The following is a 15,419-nucleotide window of genomic DNA, read 5'->3' as shown; positions in this document are numbered from 1 at the left end:
TTTGGTGACGAGAAGCCGGAGATTTTAGGCTGTGCTGCAATTTTAGTGTAGAGAAATTGATGTGCGCTCGGTTTTCTTGATTCTTAGCGACCAAGTTGAGCGCCGACAAATACGACTCAAACGAAGCGAATACTCTTTAAATCGCCGCTCCAACGACTTGTTAGCTGTATCAGCATAATTGAAACCACTGTCTTTTGAGACTAGCCAGTTCTTAAACGAACTGGATTACAAAAAGATACGCCAACTGACTTGCTAGCCAGGAACTTGCTAGCCCAACACATATCGAAAAAATAAGTAAAATAGCAAATCCTTTTACTTCCTTGTTCACTTCAGGGACTGATGGCACAAAAGATGAAATGGCAGAGATCGCAGCCGGAATGAATCCACTGAGCACAACAGTGAAACAACTTGCGATCGCCTGAAACACAAATATTGGCAAATCGTTCTCGTGGTAACCGTACAGGATCGCGACCAGACTCGCTCCGGCAACCGCACCGAGATAGCCATAAACTGGCAGAATGATGGGGACAAAGATAAATCCTGCGGCTTGTGATTCGATCCAGTTACGGTGCAACATCTGTAACCAAAAGATTCCAGACGGTACAACCAGGATTGCCCCCGCGATCGCCCCTACCAGCACCACCAACACAGATAACAAGGATTGGCTGCACACAAAAGCGATCGCCCCTGCGATTATCAACGGACTGATGCCTATTATGGGTAACAAACAGTCTTGCATCGGTTAATCACACACGAAATAAAACTCGACTTGGCTAAAATCGCGATCGCGCAGTTGATCGTCGGGGATGAAAAACAGAAAAGAATCGTCGCAGCAAGACGGATGCACCAGTTCCAGCAGTAATCTGCCATTGGCGGATTCAGCAATTTCATCCGTATCGGAATGCAAGTCCACATACCCCCCCAGTTTTGACCCTCTGATCCGGGTTTCGGTTTCATGCAGATAATCCCCCAACCATTCGTCGAATACTGCCCCCAGTTCTTGCAGTTCTTCAGGCAGATCCATCGCTTCAACAGGTCGCGATTCCCCAAATAAGTCATGACTGACGGCAAATGTGATAGAGTACACCTCCGGGTAAAGCTCCTGGATGGTGTTGTCTATTTCGAGGAAACTGAAATCTGTGATTAAGTCTTGGACATCAGTCGATAGTTCTGGAAAATAGAGAACTCGATATTTCCCCGATGTACCACTGGCTTCAGCCGGTTCAAACCCCAGATAAAATTGCAGCATACCCTGTTGAGGAAAATCAAATCCGGCAATCGGTGGGACATCTGCACAATTGATTTGCAGCAGCAGTGGCATGGCTTTACCCGTATCCGACTCGGTGGGATACTCCCGATCTTTGGGGAAATAGGGATTGCCACCAATCTTACTTTGCCAGACGGTGAGCGGGTCGCCAGTGCCGCCGTTGAGCCAATCGAGGCTGCCCACTTCTGTCCCAGCCTGAATTTTGATGTAGGGAACCAGATTGGCTGCTAGGAGCGATCGCAATGGCTCAAACTGGGCTGGCAAATCCCGCAGAAAGGGAGGAGCATCCATCGTTTCTGGTGAAGTATCCGGGGCTGAGACAGTCGTTGGGACAGGTGGCGGTAAGGCGATCGCCCGATTGATAGCTGGATCAGGAGCTTCAGTTCTTTGTGGTTCAAACACCCTTAGCATTTGCAACTCCACTGCGGATGCGTCATACCCTAGCACCAACTCGTCCAATGGCTCTGATAGGGTGTGTTGGGGAGTGTCAGGGAGCAGTTGGTTGTTCACATACACGCTCATGGTTTGTTGCGAAGTCAGCACCAACACCAGGTGAAACAGTTGACCCACAGCGAGTTGGGCGGTGTGCGGATAAAAATCGAAACTATAGGTTACTGTTTCTTGAACACAGAACCGGAACGTCAAGCAGCTAGTCGTTGAGCGATGAAAGGTGGCTACGATTTCTAGACAAACGAGCGATCGCAGCAGGGGAATGTGCAACGAGCAAGACTGATTTTCGCGCAGCGTGAAACCAAGGGGATATTTGCCGTGGCTGAGATCGGTTCTGGCGATCGCTGGGAGTGGGCGCTGCCCAGAAATAGCCTGATTGAGCAGTTCAATTGTAGGGGGTCTGAGTAGGCTTGGCGGAGAAGGTTGCGGTGCGGGAGGGGCGATCTCAGGACTCAAGGGATGATTTTCTGTGGGTGATTCAGATGGCACATCGGCGGGAACGTCTATCTCCCCATCCGTCCGCTCAACCACCTGCACCGATTGCACCTGCAAATTTCCGGGCGGATAGACAAAATGCACCGCATCAATCTGTGTTGCGGGCAGGCGATGGGCAAAGCGACTGAACACCTGACCATTGAGAGACACCACCACCGTTTGCTCAAGGGCAACTCTCAGGGTGAAGGGCTGATCAGAGAGAAACTCAGCCGGAATCGGTCGGTTTTCTTCCAATCCCCATCCGCCAGCCACACAGGTATTCTGAACAACTTGCCCCTGCAAAGGACGAACACCCATGTGATAGGCGATGTCGTTGCCCACACCCAGGTTGAGCATAAAGGCAGGGTAGATGACATTGCCAGAATTTGAGGCGTTGCGTCTCACGGTTGAGGAGTCGCAGACTACTGTGATTTCTATGGCCACCAGCGATCGCCCTAGAGGAATCCTTAAAACGTTCAACCCTGACTCCATTCCGACAAGCAACGTCGCCAAATTAATGGAGCGAGAACTGACGCTATTTTCTGTCTCCACCGTTGACAAACTCTCAGTTGGGCGATCGACAGGTGTTGCTAAGGTCTCACCAGAAGACCTTTGGATGTAGCCTTTTCGCTGCTTTTCGTTAATTTTTTTGGTGGCATCCGCTTGGGCTTGCTCAGGCGTAGCATAGGTTTTACTAGAAGATTGTCCCGCTGTGCCAATGCGACCATAGCGAATCGTTACCTCTACACCATTCACAATCACTTCATAAAATTTGTGGGACGAACCCTCCGATAGTTCCAAGTAAACGGAGCTTGAAGCGGTGCGATCGTTATTGGCATCAATACTCATAGAAATCTCTTTCTACGTAACTACTTGCACAAAACTAGCCTACCTACAAATTAAATGTTTCTGTAGCAGGGACAGCTAAAACCGAAGGAGCCACTACGTGAACGCACAAAAACCCCACAAGAAATTATCGACATAATCAACCAAATACCTGCTAAATAGAGTTAATCATGTCACGCAATACCTAATTGTTTCATCATTGCGAAAGTATCACCTTGACCCCAATGCTCGACAATTTTGCCGTCGATAACGCGATCGATATGAACGACAGAAAAATTGACTGGCTTTCCTGTGGGGGGAATCCCCATTAATTCCCCTTGATGAGTCCCGCTAAAAATACCACGGGTGACAATCTTATTGGCTTCGGCGATCGCTTCCTCAAATACATGACGACCGTCTGGAAAGGCGATAAACATTGTCATTCCATACTTGATAAAGTCATCCTTCCCTTGGAGAGAACTTCCATCCAACCCTCGACCAACAATATCGGATGACATCAATTCTCTTGCAGCTTCGATATCTTGTCGATCGAAGGTTTCATAAAATTTGAGGATTAATGCTTTATTTTTTGCTAATTGATTTTCCCCTAAATTCTGTTCCGATAGCATAATTGTCTACAATGTCATGTAACTGAAATATCTTGTTGCGACTATACATTGCTTACCCCGTAAATTGCATTGACTTAGGTTAACTCAATCGCTGAATTTACTCCGCTCGTGGACTCGACGCTTCAAGCGACTGAGGGATTCCGGCTCGATACCCAGATGGGAGGCTAAATAATGTTGGGGAATGCGCTGTAATAAATTTGGTTCGGTTTGCAGAAAATGAAGATAACGCTGTTCGGAAGAATCTCGATATAGGGACATTAAGCGATCGCGTAATTGAAATGCTAAATCCTCGACGATTAGTCGCAAAAATTTCTGACCGTCTGGTAAATTTTCCAAAACAGCCAGTGCTTTTTCTTTAATAAGTAATACCTGGGAATTTTCGATGGCTTGGCAGGAAAAACAAGCTGGTTGTTGACGTTGCCAGCTTTCATAGTCACCAAATGTCAACCCTTCTGGTTGAAAAAACAGTGTAAGTTCTTTGTTATCTTTCAGAAAAAAGGTTCTCAAACAGCCTTTAATTGTCAAACCAACAAAATCACAAATATCACCTTCTCTAACAACAAATTCTCCCTTTTCCAATTTCCTTGTTTCTAAAAAAGGTTGAAGTTGCCGATAGTCTAGTTGAAATTGGGGAAAAATCCGCCTAACAAATGCATCTAAGGTTTCGTACATTCCCATGTCTGCTCAACTGATAGAAATCGAAGTGTGAATAAAGCGATATCCGACATCATACTGCCCTAACTGGCGCAAATAGCCGTATTTCTGCTCCCACATCCCTGTAATTAAATCATCCCGCAGCTTGGATAAACCTGTTTCTAATTCCTTTTTGTTCATCTTGGCAAATGAGGAAATACCACTGCGAATCCCATTTTCCAAATATAATTCCGGTCGCGACCAACCAACTGCGGCAAACGAATCGGATAAATCTTGCGGTAACTCGAAGGGGATTAGGTTAACCGCACTATCGCAAATCCTTTCCATCTCCTGGGTTAATTGGGGAATTGGCACAAATGTAGATTCAACATCTTCGACGAGCGTAGGAAAATATTCTGACAACCAAAAACGAGAAATCATCGCTGGATCGTAGGTAAACAAAATTATTTGACCGTCACCTACAACTCGAACCATTTCCCGCAATGCTTGACGATAATCTTGAAAGTGGTGGAAAGCTAAAATCACAATGGCTGCATTTACAGCCCGATCTGATAATGGTAACTTCTCCGCATATCCGTCAATCCATTTAATCCTGGGATGGGAAATTGCTTGGCTTCGCATTGTTGCCGATGGTTCGACAGCGAAAACATTACAATCACGTTCGGCAAGGTAAAGGGCGTAGGAACCTGTACCCGCACCAATATCGACAATTGTGGTAGCTTGGCAAAATGACAAAATTTCCAGTATTTTATCTGCGATACGGTAGTCGCATTTTCTGGTTTGAGTGTAATTTTCCCCAATTCGATCGTAGAGTGTCATCCTGACTCCTGAAATAGCAAAAACAAACCGCTCGGCAATATTCGTTGCTAAAATACGACCATATAAACTTAATCCTTAACTACCATGATTACTCAAATGATGGTTCAACCCTCATCCTGGGTAGAATCTGGCATCCAAATTAGTAAAGTTAGAGATTTATATTTATTCAAATTTACCCCAGACCTACAAGCACGGCTCGATCGCCTGAACGAGAATAAAAAAACCGAGATGCTCACCCAGGAAGAGGAAGCTGAGTTAGCGGGAATATTGGAACTCGATCGTATTTTTACTTTGCTCAACGCCAAAGTTATTGCCCAATCATGACTGTTAATGATGCAACCAGAAAGTTAGTTAGGGAAAGGGCGAAGTACCTATGTGAATATTGCCACGCTTTGGAAGAAGCAAGTGCGGCTTTGTTCGCGATCGACCACATTATTCCCCAATCGTTTCCGAATTCATCGGATGAGCCTGATAATTTAGCGTTAGCGTGTCAGCGTTGTAACGGCTATCGCTACAATTTTACGACTGGTATCGACCCAGAAACTGGGAAAAATATCCCTATTTTTAATCCCCGCAAACAAAAATGGTCAGACCATTTTATCTGGTCGGCAGATAGTTTGAGGATTATTGGTGTCACTGAAACGGGGAGAGCTACTTGCAGTCGCTTGGATTTGAATGACGATCGCCATAACGATGGTTCAATTGTAAAAGCGCGTCGGCTTTGGGTAAAAGGCGGTTGGCATCCACCAGAAGATGACCCACAGCTTCAAAATGAGGATTAGGAATATTTGAAAGAGGAATTTATCTAAAATGACGCTTAATACGGATTCAGTGCGGTCAAATCTTCCAAATTCCCTTTTTCAACTTTGGCTTATTTCGCGATCGCATCGATATTTGCATCAAGTGCGACTATTCTTTACGGTTTGCTAGTGACCAGCCAAGCGGTGGTATGGATTGCAGTTTTGGCGATCGCTTTGCTGTCAACAGCAATAGTGACGATTCCTCAGCTACTTGTTTTCAGAAATAGCCCTAGTAATCAGTGCTTCAATCCCTTCCCTCGCACAAGCATTGAGAATAGCGATCGCTTTTCGATTTCCCTTTTTGGCAAAATATCCCCATATCGACAACCAATCTTGTAGTGACAGTGCATACATACTTTGAAATTCTTCGTGGATTCTGACTCTACACTCAACGATATCCCTAGAAAGTCTTAAATTCGCCAAAGATTTTGCCTTCTTCGGTGAGTCATGAATAAACCAATCTACACTTCGATTGATACACCTAAGTCCTTCCCGATAATCGATGCGATATTCTCCAGAATGTAAAACTAAAACCTGCAAACTAATATTTGCATCAAATCTAACCTGAAGCGGTTCGCCAGATTCGACCAGATAATTACCAGTAAAAAAATAGCAATTGAGAATAGGATTTGATTCGGATTCACTATCGGATAAGGCTTTAATTATGCAATACCAATCATCACGAGAAATGTTGAAACGATGCTTCTGCAAATGACCTTCTCTCAGAAGAGTAGATAGGTAGATTGCCGCGACTGAGAGGGGATAAACTCTCATTAATCTGCCATTACCAACTCGAACAATATGGGTTTCCAAGCGACGCGATTCAATAAATTTTTGCACAGCTTTCTTCGACCGACCAACCAACAATGCCATTTGGCGAGCGCTCATCAATTTTGGTCCATCTGGTAATTGGTAAGTCCTCCAAATCTTGCCGGAAAACTGCCAATGGGAATAGGTAACTTTGGGATATCTGATGGGTTTTGGGTCGGTTTTTATGTTTTTTGATTGCTTCATAAAGCACCAACTTACAACTTGGGTCAACAATAGGGAACGGACACCCGAACAATGAAGTGATAGATGACACCCAAAAATTGCTGCAATGATAATGAATCATCAGACAAAGTTTATACAAACATTAAAATTGCTTTAAGCTAGTTAATCCTAGCTTAAAAATCAATTTACGTAGCGAATGCTGTGGAGCAAGATTAATTTATTCCTGGAAAATAAAATAAATTGGGATAAATACGAGAAGCTTTATTTACATTAATTTTTCTATTACTTAAAAGTATATACTGAGAAAAATTGCCTAGTATTTGGATGTTATTGATTCTACTACAGCAAATATGCTGTTAGTTGCTAACTGAAAACGTCTATTTGAAGCGTGAAAGGCTAGGTAAAAACCAACTTAACTGTCTTTATTTCCCTATAGTCACTACTTTTCACCAATTTTAAGAGACTTTTTATCGGAGAATAGAAATCGGTAGATGGTCAATTTATTGACTTTACATACTGAATTTTGCGAGATTTCCAAGTTTTTGATTGCGAGGCAGCAATTATCAATCAAGTAGCTGTATCTAAGCGTCATCTTCCAGAAAACTGCTTTGCGTCGAGCGGAGATACTACAACTTGTTTGGTTGCGTGGGGTAGAAGTTGTTTGGCTTTAGTAAAACTTTGTTCGGATGGAATTGCAACGATGACTTTGGGGATTTTTTTGAGCAGTTCCAAGGGGAACGGTGCGTGGTTGTCATCCCAGACGAGATAAAATGTTCGTTGCTGGTGGGGTGCGTTTTGGGAGATTGCGTGCAGTGCATCGATGGGAGAAGAAACTAAAATAGCAATTTGTGGTGATTTCGTGTTAGTGCCTCCGACACTCAAATGGAACCAACCCTTTGAGCGTCTGCTTTCTGGGTACATCTGAAATTGCTTTTTGTCTTTTCCGAATAATAAATAAGCTCCTGTCCTTTCTCCATCTAGGTTGCGAGCGATAAATACTCCGTTCCCAGCATCATCTGCATATATCAAATCTCTTTTTCGTAAAGCCTGTGAGAGTTGAGATGGAATTAAATATTGCTGTCTCAAATAATCCTCAAATTCTTGCCAATGGGAAGGGGAATTGGAAGGTGGGATAAATGGTTGTGGCAAATTCTGCCGAATAATTTTTACAGCTTGGGTAATTGCATGATTATGAACAGCTTGCAGCGTCTGGGTTTCGCCAAAGCGATCGCGCAACCAAATCACCGCATCATCGAAATTACACTTGTTTATTCCCATCACCAAGTCAAGTGCATCACCATAAAATTGCTTGTTGGGATTGATTTCAAGTTCATAAGCGATCGCTTCCAATGGTAAATTTTGCTGTTCGAGCTTTAGTACCCTCAATTCCTTTTCTAGTCTCTGTCGCAACTCTTCACTTCTGGACGCAGTTTCTTTCCACTCCGCTTTTTGCTGGAGGATGCGATCGCGCTCCGAAAGTTGGCAATTGATTATCTCCAACTGGGGATTCAATAGCTCAATTACTCTTTGTCTATATTTATCACAGCTTTCTTGCGGTTCAGGTTGGGGAATCAAACGTTCCCAGTCGAGAATCTGAGAACTTTGGTTAACGGCAGAATAATACTTTCTGACTTTCTCGTGGGTTGCCACACTTCCCTTGACACCACGGACAATTCCCAAATGTGCAACAGCAGCAGTAAAACTATCCTGCAACTCGTACATTTTCACTCTAGTCCCAAACAGAGCTTTGCAATTGAGTTTTCCCCGTTCATCCAAAGGTACGAGATAAGCGTGGATATGGGGTGTAATTTCATCTAGATGTAACTCTGCTTGAACTATGCGATCGCCCCAAGACTTTTTCAGCCATTTCACAACCGCATCAACAAAATCATCTAAACGCTGTTGCTCATAAATCCCACCTTCGTGCGGTGCATTGGGACGAAAATATTCTGGACTCGCACTCAACAACATTTCCACTGCTAACACTGCGTCAGAGCGAATTTTCTGAGAGCCGATTTTTTCCCGCACTAAAGTTTCTAAGCCAAGATTTGTATTATTTCCAATTAATTCTAAATTTTTGATTTCCGGGTTGGCATTAGGTGTATCAACCAGTCGAAGTGTATGTGCTTGGCTACGACTCAGAGTTCCCCAGGATTTTATTTTCTGGATGCGACAAATTGCAAAAGCCATGATTGATGATTTTTGAAGCTGTTGGTAGTAGTTAAAAAGTAGCTATATCTTCTCTTTCCAATTACCGAAGAAAGGCAGAGGGCAGGAGGCAGGAGGCAGAAGGAAGAAAACATAATTTTTGCCCTCAGCCAAAAGGGTTTAAAGCCCACTTCGACAAGCTCAGTGCATCGCCTAAATTTATTTATGAAAAAAAGAAAAAATATGTATTTCTAGCACTGCGCGTCTCGAAATACTACGTCCTTATTGAATCCCCTAAATTTATTTATGGGGATTACCTCCTGCCTCCTGCCTTCGTCCTCCTGCCTCCTCAAGCATTGTATTATTTTGCTTTACATTCTGTTACTAATAAGAGTGAGTATTGGGCAAAACAGAATTTTTTTAGAGATTTTTCATTGAAAAATGTAATTCGTTTTATCCGTTACTATCATATATTTTTATTGATAAAAAAAGTGGATTTCTAAAAATACCTAAAAATACCCAATAAATCTATCTTTTTACTGAAGTTTAGATAAGTATTCTATGAATCATACCTCTGTGTATAAAAGCTGAAAACACTCGCAGACAATAAGTCTAAAAGTTTACTCAATAAAATGTTTGTAGTAAATCAACTTTATTCTTCTAGTCTTGAAATGCTTTTATAGGAGGTAGTAGGGATTATCATCTATTGTTTTGTACTTAGTTATTACATATTCTTACTCTATCTTTTTATACAAATGTTTGCATCCATCGATTAAGCTGGTTGTGACTCAAGTTTGAGCTATTGAAATTACTCCTGCTTATTTGCTAATAAATGAGTAAATGTTTTAACTCATGAAGTAAATCGAATGAAAAGGAGTAGGAAAGATGTTTCACACATCAAGTATGCTTATCGGGGAAATAGCCCTGCAATAACTATTGCTCAAGAATCAATAACTATCTCGAAATTCAAATTATTTCTTGGCTATGTTTATGTTTTCACCCATGGACACAAGAAAAAAGTGTAGTGTGTTTCACCAATGAGTTAACATATAAACTGAAAATTTTATGCAAGATTTTTTGGGTGATATTGAAGATGTGCAGGAACTGATAGCAACTTTTTTTATTTAAAACTAGCTCCAAATCTTACAATCAATTCACCATAAGTATTAGAAGCATTTACACTTTCTCGTTCTATAAAAGGAATTAGCAGGTAAATTCAACATAAAATCACTGAAACTTCAATAAATTTTGCTAATAACCAACCTGCTGTTTCCTAGATTTAACTTTAATTATCTTACATTTTCTCCACATTATACCAAATAAATATCATGGGTAAAATGACTCAACGCAGAAATAAATCCTCTCCAGAATTAATCTTAGCTTTGGACTTTGGGGGAAGTGCAACCAAAGGAATTTATTCTGGATTGGATATGATGATTCCCAAATCATTACTGATGGAACCAGAGGTTGTGAAAATTTCTCCAGATTCAACAATTGGTGAAACTCTAGGAGCAACAGATCCAGAAAATGCTGTATGGATAAGCTACACGGGTCAAACCTTGGCTGTGGGTTATTTAGCTAAGAGCAAATATTATGGCAACGAGGGATTGAAGGAACTCAAATACGAGCGTGCAGTAGCCAAAACCTTGGCTGCGATTTGGGTGACATCACAAAAACTGAAATTGGGTGCAAAATTCCGAGTTGCATTGGTTTGTTTGTTACCACCGGGGGAGTTCGAGAACAAGGAGAGTTTTCACCAACAGCTAAAAGCCACACTCGCAGACTTCACCACACCTACGGGGAGAATGCGTGTGGAATTATTTGAATTCAAATGTTTACCTGAAGGAGCAGGAATTTACTTGGCTTACCAGAAACAGCAAGGAAAAATCATCACCACAAAAGCAATTGCATTTGCCATGCTGGGTTACAGGAATGCATCGGTGTTGATTGCAGAAAGGGGAATCATTGCCGCAGATGGAAAAACTTCTGATTTGGGAATGATTCGACTGTTAGAAAAAGTTGTAGCAAGAACTTCGGGACAAACGACTTCCCAACTTGCTCCTGCGATAGTTGCTGCTGGAAGCGATATCTCTGGTACACCATTTTTACGCTTACTTAGAAGCACTAATAACGCAAATAAACAGCAGGAGTTAATGCAAATTCAACAAGCTGTAAAACTTGCTCGGAGTGAATATGCTGCCGTACTCACAAGTTGGTTAGACCAAGTAATTTCCCGCAATCAAATTACAGAAATTCTATTTTGTGGGGGAACGGCAGATTATATGAGAAGGGAATTAAATTCTCATTATCCTGGAATGCCTTGTTTGTGGGGAGTTGGTGCAGATATCCCCCAACAAATTGATAGTTTTGGGTTAGGAAGTCGATTGGCTGATGTTTACAGTGTATTTTTGTACTTTTGGGAAAAAGTAAATTATGGGCGAACAAATTGATTTTCGCTGGCGTTATCAGCCACGCAAGGAAACAGATATAAAGTTGATGGAATATATCCAATCTAATCCGATTCGAGCCAAAAGTGAAATTATACTTGTTGCAATTCGTTCTTTTTGGTTGCCCCATGCAATTACCACGAATTCAGGTGATAAGAAACAGATTCAATCCATAGCCAGAAGTTGCATACAAGTATTAAAAAGACAGGCTCAAGAAATTGGAGAATTAGCAGGATTAGAAGAGTCTTATGGAATAGTGACAACTCATCCTGTTGGAAGTAAATCAACATTGGGAATATTGCCTAATATCTCAGGTAAATTAGCTGGCGATTCCCTACGGGATAGCTTCGCTTATCGCTCGGAGAATTGCATTTATGATGATGGGGGATTGAGGAATTTTTTGTAATTTACAATTTGACATATCAATGGATTGAAGGAGATAAATCTGATGAGTACGAGAAGAGATAAAAAGAAAAATAACTCCTTATTTGATGAGAGCAGGCTGGTAAATCAGAGTACTATTATTGATGATCGGGATAAATCTGATATCGAACCGCAAGAAATTGATGGGAATGAAATTAAGCAGGAATCAACAAATAACCCGTCTGACGAAGTAGTAGCGCAAACCACAATTGATGATTGGCAACAAGAGATTGATGGAAATATTTTACTAAAAGAGGCATTAGAAGGAGGTGAAATAAATGGAAATCATCAACTTTCACAACCAATATTAGAAAATAACTTCCCTGTTTTCAAAACGAATCAATCTAAAAAGCCAACAACAATCCACATTATCGATGGGGAGAAAGGGGGATGCGGTAAATCGTTTATTTGTCGAGCTTTTATCGAATACTGTAATTCTACTGCTCGTGACATGATGATTATCGATGCGGATACAAGTAACCGAGATATCGAGAAAATTTACCCGAATGTGGAGATGGCTTTCTTTAGTGATGATGAGAAACAAGCTTATGAGGCAGATAAAATCTTTGATTTTGCTTTTGATAAGTCTGTGCTAGTTAACTTACCTGCTCAAGTATATGGCAATGTCACAAACTGGATACAACGCAATGATTTAGTCAATTTAGGTAAGGATAATTCCATCAGTTTTATCAAATGGTTTGTTGCGACTGGTGGTGTCGATTCTGTTAATTTTTTCCTCAAATCATTAGATGATTTTGGCAATGATATTACCCATGTATTTGTTAAAAATTATGGCTTATGTGATAACTGGGAATACGTGGAGACAATGCCTGAATTTATCGATGCGGCTCGTAAGTATAACTTTTATGTCATCGATTTTCCTAAATTTCCTTTTTGGGAACGCAATACCATTGACCGTTTAGCAATTACATTTACAGATGCGGTTTCCTGTCCCGAATTAAAGATAGTGTCGAAGCAAAGGGTAAGGAATTTTCTCAAGTTTGCTTATCAAGCTTTTGCAACAACAGGTTTAATTGAATGAGTAAACCTCAAACCCCTGATGATTTGTTGGCTGAAGCATTGAGGGGAAAGAGCGACGATTTTAAACGTCGGGTTTTAGATTTTGTTTCAAAAACTGGACTGTCCCAGGATGACCCCTTATTTCTAGTTTTGGTTGCGACTGGACAATTGGAAGTCATGTTATCAGATGCACCGCAGACTTTACAATTGCTGTTTCAAACATGGAACCAAGATTTAGCCCATAATTTAGAGCAAGTTGAACAGGTTGCGATCGCACGTCAAAAGGTTGCTATTAATCGCGCAGCACAAGAACTAATTCACGAATCTTTATTACGTGAGGGTCGAAATATTATTAATTCGGTTTTTCCTGCTACTGTTGTTTTCTTTTTCATCTTTGCGATCGGTTTCATTGCAGGTGTGTCGATTCCTCCTTGGTTGAATGGGTTCTTGTCTGGGGGATATACGCAAGTAGAAGCCAATACTCTGACATGGGATGAATTATCAGCAATGAAATGGGCTGCATCCAGTGAAGGGAAATTTGCCAGAGACTTGATGAATTGGAATCGCGGGTATTTGGAAAACAGGGAATGCATCAAAGATGTTCAACGATTAGGTGTGGTTTTATCCCAATACAATCGCAAAGCAAAGTCAGGATTTTGTCTTGTTTGGGTGACTCCACCGGATAAACGGAAATAAAAAGGCAGTGGGCAGTAGGCAGTGGTGAGTGGTGTAGACGCTGTGCGTCTTGCCGCAGGCTATAAGCGGAGATTTTTTTCCGTAGATTACAGTCTTTTAGTTGCTATATTTTTTACTTACTGCGTAGCAGTATTACAAATTGGTATTATTTCCTACTGCCCACTGCCTACTGCCTATTGCCTAATAAAAACACAAAAGGTAAATTGTATATGGTTGCCACTACAATCTATCCACCACCTCAAACTCGTCTTGATAATTTGGTTGATGCGACAGCTTCAATTTTAGAACAAGCATTTGCGATCGCATCCCAAAAGCAAGAACTTTCTCACCAAGAATATAAGAATTTGCTGAGTACAATTGGCTGGAGTTTACGCGAAAGCAAAATCTATTTGAAGGTTGCTACAGCATTTTCTAATTTTACAGCCAATGATTTGAAAGAAGTCGAACCCCATACAATTTTTGAGTTGACTAAACATGCAAAAAAATATCACCAAGTTATCGAAAGCTTGAAAAATTATAGTCACATTACTCAAGAAAAAGTGCGGGAATTAATTTTAGCCCACCGCACCCCCAAGAAACCAAAACCAGATAAGCCAACGATTTGGAAAACAGGTCGGGATGGTGAACCTGTCTGTCGAATCCCCGACATCATGGAAGCAGATATGCAAACTGGCAGTATTATCCAACAAGAAATAGACGCAAATGGTACTATCCCTCAAACCTTAATTCGGGAAGCGATCGCACTGTGGAATGATGTTAAACAAGGGAAATTGGCTGTTGTCAAAAATGAGGTTAGCTCAGGAGCTAATAACGATGTAAAGCAAAACACCGATCGAGATAATACTAACCAGGATAATGCTCAAAGTTTATGTGAGTTTAATCCTTTAGCTGCGGCTAATTATACTTCGGAAGAATTGAATATTTTGGAGAATAATCATATTCGCCCAATTTATGCAGATTGCGATCGCACAGTTAATGTATCAAATCCTGAAAAATTAGCAAATATCGATGCGATCGCAGAAGAAGTTAATCATCCCCAAACGTCAATTTCCGATATTGCCGTTATCTCTGACTTACCAGTGACAAATGCTTTAACTAACCTGGAAAATCAGAATACATTGCCAACACTAGAGCAGCAAAAAATAGAGCAATATCTACAAATAGATGGAGAGGAAACCCAGGAAATTGCATTCAAAGTTGGTGATATGGTTATTTGGGAAAAATGTCCACCTCAATATCAGTGCTGGCAACCATTCCAAATTCAAAAAATCGAAGGGGATATGGTCAAATTAGATTTACTTAGTTACTTAACACCTATTGATGAATTAACCAAATCACCCGACGAAGATGTAGAAATTGATGAAGAATAAAAGCTGGCAGCAGCCTAAATTAACGAACTTTGGGGGTTCAAGTCCCCTGCCTCTACAGGCAGCCCGTTTTGGCTCGGGGTCAAATCCCTGTGACAAAACTTACTTGCGACTTGCGACTTGCGACTTGTTTTAAAAAGGAATACCTTCCGAATAATCAATAGGATTATCTCGAAGTCTTTTTTCAATCTCCACAAGCTCTTGTTTCCATTCTTCTTCTGAATGGTCATAAAAATCATCGTAATTAGCATAACCTTCGCTGAGAAGTTCATCAACAGTCATTGATGAAACTATTTGGTATCGGCTCGTTGTTGGCTGAGGTTTTGTTATGGGTTCAGATGTCATAATTCCACCTTGGCATTTGATAACAACCTTTATTGTAGTTCTTTTTTACTAATAAAAAATAA

The 15,419-nt window shown here is 41.3% G+C and carries 16 protein-coding genes and 1 pseudogene; 8 read left to right on the top strand and 9 right to left on the bottom strand.

Annotated features, from left to right (window positions below; genetic code table 11):
* Positions 1-211: 211 nt before the first annotated feature.
* Together IJ00_RS08510 and IJ00_RS28230 are read right to left on the bottom strand one after the other, a co-directional pair.
* Positions 212-577 carry a hypothetical protein gene (locus IJ00_RS08510; RefSeq protein WP_144416013.1) on the bottom strand — a complete coding sequence of 122 codons (366 nt, stop codon included), beginning with the start codon at positions 575-577 and terminating at the stop codon, positions 212-214.
* A gap of 165 nt (positions 578-742) precedes the next feature.
* Positions 743-2,248 carry a DUF1963 domain-containing protein gene (locus tag IJ00_RS28230; RefSeq protein WP_238178520.1) on the bottom strand — a complete coding sequence of 502 codons (1,506 nt, stop codon included), beginning with the start codon at positions 2,246-2,248 and terminating at the stop codon, positions 743-745.
* Between the two features lie 370 nt (positions 2,249-2,618).
* Between IJ00_RS28230 and IJ00_RS29595 the strand changes: the two genes are divergently transcribed.
* Entirely contained in the window at positions 2,619-2,813 is a 195-nt protein-coding gene (locus IJ00_RS29595; protein WP_238178550.1) for a hypothetical protein, read from the top strand.
* A gap of 38 nt (positions 2,814-2,851) precedes the next feature.
* Here the strand turns inward: IJ00_RS29595 and IJ00_RS29590 are convergent.
* The 4 genes and pseudogenes from IJ00_RS29590 to IJ00_RS08490 all read right to left on the bottom strand — a co-directional run.
* Positions 2,852-3,040 (bottom strand): annotated as a pseudogene (locus IJ00_RS29590) (WGR domain-containing protein); the annotation flags it as partial.
* Positions 3,041-3,210: 170 nt separating this feature from the next.
* Positions 3,211-3,645 (bottom strand): ester cyclase, encoded by a 435-nt coding sequence (locus tag IJ00_RS08500; RefSeq protein ID WP_035152031.1) that lies wholly within the window; start codon positions 3,643-3,645, stop codon positions 3,211-3,213.
* An 84-nt stretch (positions 3,646-3,729) separates the two neighbouring features.
* Positions 3,730-4,317 carry a Crp/Fnr family transcriptional regulator gene (locus IJ00_RS08495; protein WP_035152028.1) on the bottom strand — a complete coding sequence of 196 codons (588 nt, stop codon included), beginning with the start codon at positions 4,315-4,317 and terminating at the stop codon, positions 3,730-3,732.
* A gap of 12 nt (positions 4,318-4,329) precedes the next feature.
* Positions 4,330-5,118 carry a class I SAM-dependent methyltransferase gene (locus tag IJ00_RS08490; RefSeq protein ID WP_035152025.1) on the bottom strand — a complete coding sequence of 263 codons (789 nt, stop codon included), beginning with the start codon at positions 5,116-5,118 and terminating at the stop codon, positions 4,330-4,332.
* Positions 5,119-5,202: 84 nt separating this feature from the next.
* Between IJ00_RS08490 and IJ00_RS08485 the strand changes: the two genes are divergently transcribed.
* Together IJ00_RS08485 and IJ00_RS08480 are read left to right on the top strand one after the other, a co-directional pair.
* On the top strand, positions 5,203-5,442 hold the full coding sequence (locus IJ00_RS08485) for a hypothetical protein (RefSeq protein ID WP_035152024.1): 240 nt from the start codon (positions 5,203-5,205) through the stop codon (positions 5,440-5,442).
* Positions 5,439-5,900 (top strand): HNH endonuclease, encoded by a 462-nt coding sequence (locus tag IJ00_RS08480; protein ID WP_035152022.1) that lies wholly within the window; start codon positions 5,439-5,441, stop codon positions 5,898-5,900. The genes IJ00_RS08485 and IJ00_RS08480 overlap by 4 nt, the downstream gene beginning before the upstream one ends.
* A gap of 225 nt (positions 5,901-6,125) precedes the next feature.
* On the opposite strand, the gene IJ00_RS08475 is transcribed toward IJ00_RS08480, so the two are convergent.
* Both IJ00_RS08475 and mobV read right to left on the bottom strand, forming a co-directional pair.
* Positions 6,126-6,932 (bottom strand): hypothetical protein, encoded by an 807-nt coding sequence (locus IJ00_RS08475; RefSeq protein ID WP_035152018.1) that lies wholly within the window; start codon positions 6,930-6,932, stop codon positions 6,126-6,128.
* 567 nt (positions 6,933-7,499) lie between these two features.
* Entirely contained in the window at positions 7,500-9,101 is a 1,602-nt protein-coding gene (mobV, locus tag IJ00_RS08470) for a MobV family relaxase (protein ID WP_035152015.1), read from the bottom strand.
* Between the two features lie 1,295 nt (positions 9,102-10,396).
* Here mobV and IJ00_RS08465 point away from each other — a divergent pair.
* The 5 genes from IJ00_RS08465 to IJ00_RS27030 all read left to right on the top strand — a co-directional run bounded on the left by IJ00_RS08465 (position 10,397) and on the right by IJ00_RS27030 (position 15,015).
* Positions 10,397-11,509, top strand: a complete 1,113-nt coding sequence (locus IJ00_RS08465) for a ParM/StbA family protein (RefSeq protein WP_238178467.1) — start codon at positions 10,397-10,399, stop codon at positions 11,507-11,509.
* On the top strand, positions 11,493-11,912 hold the full coding sequence (locus tag IJ00_RS08460; RefSeq protein WP_035152009.1) for a hypothetical protein: 420 nt from the start codon (positions 11,493-11,495) through the stop codon (positions 11,910-11,912). Before IJ00_RS08465 ends, IJ00_RS08460 begins: the two co-directional genes overlap by 17 nt.
* A 42-nt stretch (positions 11,913-11,954) precedes the next feature.
* The gene (locus tag IJ00_RS08455; protein ID WP_082127291.1) at positions 11,955-12,971 is read left to right on the top strand and encodes an AAA family ATPase; all 1,017 of its coding nucleotides are present in this window, start codon (positions 11,955-11,957) and stop codon (positions 12,969-12,971) included.
* Complete coding sequence (locus IJ00_RS08450; RefSeq protein WP_035152008.1) at positions 12,968-13,645, top strand: DUF6753 family protein; 678 nt, start codon at positions 12,968-12,970, stop codon at positions 13,643-13,645. The genes IJ00_RS08455 and IJ00_RS08450 overlap by 4 nt, the downstream gene beginning before the upstream one ends.
* A gap of 209 nt (positions 13,646-13,854) precedes the next feature.
* Positions 13,855-15,015: a hypothetical protein gene (locus tag IJ00_RS27030; RefSeq protein ID WP_052754420.1), complete on the top strand. Its 1,161-nt coding sequence runs from the start codon at positions 13,855-13,857 to the stop codon at positions 15,013-15,015.
* A 129-nt stretch (positions 15,016-15,144) separates the two neighbouring features.
* Here the strand turns inward: IJ00_RS27030 and IJ00_RS27650 are convergent, their stop codons facing one another.
* A complete protein-coding gene (locus IJ00_RS27650; protein ID WP_035152006.1) occupies positions 15,145-15,357 on the bottom strand; it encodes a hypothetical protein in 213 nt (70 codons plus the stop codon).
* Positions 15,358-15,419 lie beyond the last annotated feature (62 nt).

The sequence above is a fragment of the Calothrix sp. 336/3 genome (assembly GCF_000734895.2).
GTDB lineage: Bacteria > Cyanobacteriota > Cyanobacteriia > Cyanobacteriales > Nostocaceae > 336-3.
Note: the sequence above shows the minus strand (reverse complement) of the source record. Positions and strands in the feature narration are given on the sequence as shown.